Source organism: Umezawaea sp. NPDC059074 (genome assembly GCF_042738955.1).
Taxonomy (GTDB): domain Bacteria; phylum Actinomycetota; class Actinomycetes; order Mycobacteriales; family Pseudonocardiaceae; genus Umezawaea.
The window spans coordinates 1-3595 of record NZ_JBHYHC010000274.1; the positions used below are offsets into that span (position 1 = coordinate 1).

Consider the following 3595-nt stretch of genomic DNA (forward strand, 5'->3'; position numbering starts at 1 on the left):
CCACCGGACATCCGGTGGGCGGCCCCTTGTCGGCTGTTCGGGTGGTCCTCTGCGGGACCACCCGAGACGCGGCTAGCTGTTGGAGGGCGTCTTGGCCTTCGGCGCGAAGACGTTCTTCAGCTGGGTGCCCCGACGCCGCAGTCCCCACTTGGTGACCCGGATGAGAGCCTCGCGGACGACGTTGCCGCTCATCTTCGACTCGCCGATGATCCGGTCGGTGAAGGTGATCGGGACCTCGACGATCCGGAAGCCCAGCTCGTGGGTGCGCCACGACAGGTCGATCTGGAAGCAGTACCCCGAGGACGCCACGTTGTGCAGCTTGAGCCGCCGCAGCACCTCCGCGCGGTACACGCGGAAGCCCGCCGTGATGTCCTTGATCGGCGCCCCCAGCGCGATCCGGGAGTACAGGTTGGCGCCGCGCGAGAACACCTCGCGGGACTTGGGCCAGTTCACGACGCTGCCGCCGGTCACGTAGCGCGAGCCGATCACGAGGTCGGCGTTCGCCGCCGCGTCGAGCATCCTGGGCAGGTCCTCGGGCGCGTGGGAGCCGTCCGCGTCCATCTCGACGAGGAACTCGTAGCCGCGTTCCAGGCCCCAGCCGAAGCCCGCGACGTACGCCGCGCCGAGCCCCGCCTTCTCCGTGCGGTGCAGCACGTGGACGCGTTCGTCCGCGGCCGCCATCTCGTCCGCGACCTGGCCGGTTCCGTCGGGGCTGCCGTCGTCGACCACGAGCGCGTGCACCTCGGGCAGTGCGGCGTGCAGCCGCTTGACGATCGTCCCGATGTTGTCCCGCTCGTTGTAGGTCGGGATCACCACCAGCACCGGCCCGAGCTCGCGGTCAGGCTGCGCCTGCTGGTCCGCCATCCGTGTCCTCCTCGCCGGGACCCACCTCGGGTTCCGGACGCGCTACTCGTCGTTTCTGGGTCAGGCTGAACGCCACGGCCAGGAGTCCCATCGCGGACATCACCCACTCGGGCCAAGCACCAAGCCGAGTCGCCAGCGTAGTCTGCCCGCGCAGCGGCAACCTCTCGACCAGTGCGGCGGGCACGAACATCCCGGTCTTCTGGGTGACGGACCCGTCCGGTTGCACCATCGCGCTGACGCCGCTGGTGGCGGCCACGACGACCGCCCGGCCGTGCTCGACGGCGCGGATCCTGGACATGGAAAGCTGCTGGTAGGTCATCTCGGTGTACCCGAAAGTGGCGTTGTTCGTGGGGATGGCGATGAGGTTCGCTCCGGTCTTCACGTTCTCCCGGACGATCTCGTCGAACGCCACCTCGTAGCACGTGTCCAGTGACACCTTCGCGGGTCCCATCACGAACCCGTCGGGGTCGGTCCCCGGCTGGAAGTTGTTCGCGCGGTCGACCAGCTTGGTGAAGATCCGGAAGAACGACCGGTAGGGCATCGTCTCGCCGAACGGCTGGAGCTTGCGCTTGGTGTAGGTGTCGATCGGGCCGCGGACCGGGTCCCATAGCACGACGGTGTTGCGCGGCAGGCCGTCGTCGCCGAGCACGACCGCGCCGACTGCGATGGGGGCCTTGATCGTGGTGGCGGCCTGCTGGATGAGCGTCGCGGCGTCGGTGTTGCGGAACGGGTCGATGTCGGAGGAGTTCTCCGGCCAGATGACGACGTCGGGCTGGGGCTCCTTGCCGTCGCGGACGTCCTGGGCCAGTTGCAGGGTGCGCTTGACGTGGTTGTCCAGCACCGCGCGGCGCTGGGAGTTGAAGTCGAGGCCCGCGCGGGGGACGTTGCCCTGGATGGCGGCGACGACGGCCGTGCCCTCGCTGGCGTCCGTGCCGACGATCCCGTTGGCGGCCAGACCGGCGGCCAGGGGGACCACGACCATCAGCGCGGGGGCGATCGGCCGGGCGCGGAAGCCGCGGACGACGGCCGCGAGGCCGAAGCCGGTCAGCGCGACGGCGAACCCGATCAGCGGGGCCCCGCCGAGCGCGGCCAGCGGCAGGTACCAGCCCTCGGGCTGGCCGAACGCGATCTTGCCCCACGGGAAGCCGCCGAACGGGAACACGCCGCGCAGCAGCTCGTCGGCCACCCACAGCAGAGCCGCCCAGAGCGGCGCCAGGGGCAGCTTGGACACCAGCGCCATGGCGGAGGTGCCCAGGCCGATGAGCGCGGCGCAGGCGAGGCTCAGGGGCAGCCAGGCGATGGCCCCGACGAACTCCCCCGTCCACGCGAGCAGTGGCACGAGGAAGCCCAGGCCGAACAGCACGCCGTAGCCGAAGCCCGCGCGGGCGCGGCGGCCGTGCAGGACCCAGCCGAGCAGGGCGAAGCCGAGCGGGGCCAGCCACCACACCGTGCGCGGCGGGAAGCTGAGGTAGAGCAGCACGCCACCACCGGCGGAGAGGGCCATCCGGAGCAGGAGGCCGCGGACGTCGCGCGGGGGGCGGTTGGGCGAGGTGTCGGCGACGGTCATGTCCGGCGCCACGGGGGTTGCGACCACCCGGTGAGCGTACGAGCCCGAGGTCACGGCCCGGTGTGGCCCCGACCGGGGGTAGACCCCGAAGTCGGAGATCAGGGTTGTCACCGATGCAAACCGCCCGAAACGCGGGCACCGTGGAGTCATGAAGACTTTGACGAGGCCCCAGCACAAGAAGGTCATCGCCGGCGTGTGCGCCGGTCTCGCCGACCGGTTCGGCATCGCGCCGAACACCATGCGGGTGATCTTCCTCCTGTCCTGCCTGCTCCCCGGCCCCCAGTTCGTGATCTACCTCGTCCTGTGGGTGATGATGCCGAAGGCCGGGTACTGACCCCGGCTCAGCGGTAGGCGGGCCACGGGCCCAGCAGCGGCAGGGGGCCGGTCGACCGAGGGCGTTCGACCGGGGCGCGGCCCGCGAGCCAGGCCGCGAGGTCGTGGACCGCGCCGGTCACCTCGACCCCGGTCCCCCACGTGCGGGCCACGTCCGTCGCGGTGAGGCGGACGTGGGGCGGGAGCCGGGTGTGCAGGAAGTCCACGGCGTGGCAGGAGAACTCGACGTCCCAGTCCGACGGGCGGACGCCGACGTCGAGGTCGACCAGGTGGATCAGCACCTCGCGCCACCGGATGTGCACGGCGGGGGCCAGCGGGGCGATGGCGAACCGGCTCGGCTCGGTCCAGTCCTCCACCGACGCCCACACCCGGTCCAGGCCGTCCGCGTGCTCGGCGACGGCCGCGCGGTGCTCGGCCGCGGTGCGGCCCGCGGTGGCCTCGATGACCGCGTCCCGCTCCCCCGGCTCCCACATCTGCACGACCTCGCCGCGCAGGGCGTGCTCGACGACCCGAGCGCGGGCGCGGGCGGCGTCGGCCAGGTGGGCGAGGACGTGACCGCGGGTCCAGCGCGGGAGCAGCGAGGGTCCCGCCACGTCGGTGTCGGTGAGGTCCGCGAGAGCGCTGTTCAGCCAACGATGGGCCTCGACGACGGCCCCGGTCGGTGGGGTGATCACACCCCCTGACCCTAGGGGCCGGAAGGGGTCGGCGGATCGCCCGATCGCCCGCACGCGAGGGGGCGGGGCGGGCGCCGCGCGCGGCGCCCCCACCAGGGCCGCGAGCGCCGGCCGCGCCCCCGGCGGCCGCGCGAAGCCCCGCGCGACCCGCCGCCGC

4 protein-coding genes are annotated in these 3595 nt (G+C 72.5%); 1 reads left to right on the forward strand and 3 read right to left on the reverse strand.

Annotated elements, in window-relative coordinates; all coding sequences use genetic code 11:
* Positions 1–72 precede the first annotated feature (72 nt).
* Positions 73–864 carry a polyprenol monophosphomannose synthase gene (locus tag ACFWW9_RS45935; RefSeq protein ID WP_390389949.1) on the reverse strand — a complete coding sequence of 264 codons (792 nt, stop codon included), beginning with the start codon at positions 862–864 and terminating at the stop codon, positions 73–75.
* Positions 839–2458, reverse strand: a complete 1620-nt coding sequence (lnt, locus tag ACFWW9_RS45940; protein WP_390389950.1) for an apolipoprotein N-acyltransferase — start codon at positions 2456–2458, stop codon at positions 839–841. The genes ACFWW9_RS45935 and lnt overlap by 26 nt, the downstream gene beginning before the upstream one ends.
* 121 nt (positions 2459–2579) lie before the next feature.
* Between lnt and ACFWW9_RS45945 the strand changes: the two genes are divergently transcribed.
* Entirely contained in the window at positions 2580–2765 is a 186-nt protein-coding gene (locus ACFWW9_RS45945; protein ID WP_390389952.1) for a PspC domain-containing protein, read from the forward strand.
* Between the two features lie 7 nt (positions 2766–2772).
* Here the strand turns inward: ACFWW9_RS45945 and ACFWW9_RS45950 are convergent, their stop codons facing one another.
* A complete protein-coding gene (locus ACFWW9_RS45950; RefSeq protein ID WP_390389953.1) occupies positions 2773–3438 on the reverse strand; it encodes a maleylpyruvate isomerase family mycothiol-dependent enzyme in 666 nt (221 codons plus the stop codon).
* Positions 3439–3595: the final 157 nt, after the last annotated feature.

What these genes read in the sequence shown, in the direction of transcription:
- ACFWW9_RS45935 (WP_390389949.1), bottom strand. Translation starts at nt 864, where the DNA reads ATGGCGGACCAGCAGGCGCAGCCTGACCGCGAGCTCGGGCCGGTGCTG.
- ACFWW9_RS45945 (WP_390389952.1), top strand. Translation starts at nt 2,580, where the DNA reads ATGAAGACTTTGACGAGGCCCCAGCACAAGAAGGTCATCGCCGGCGTG.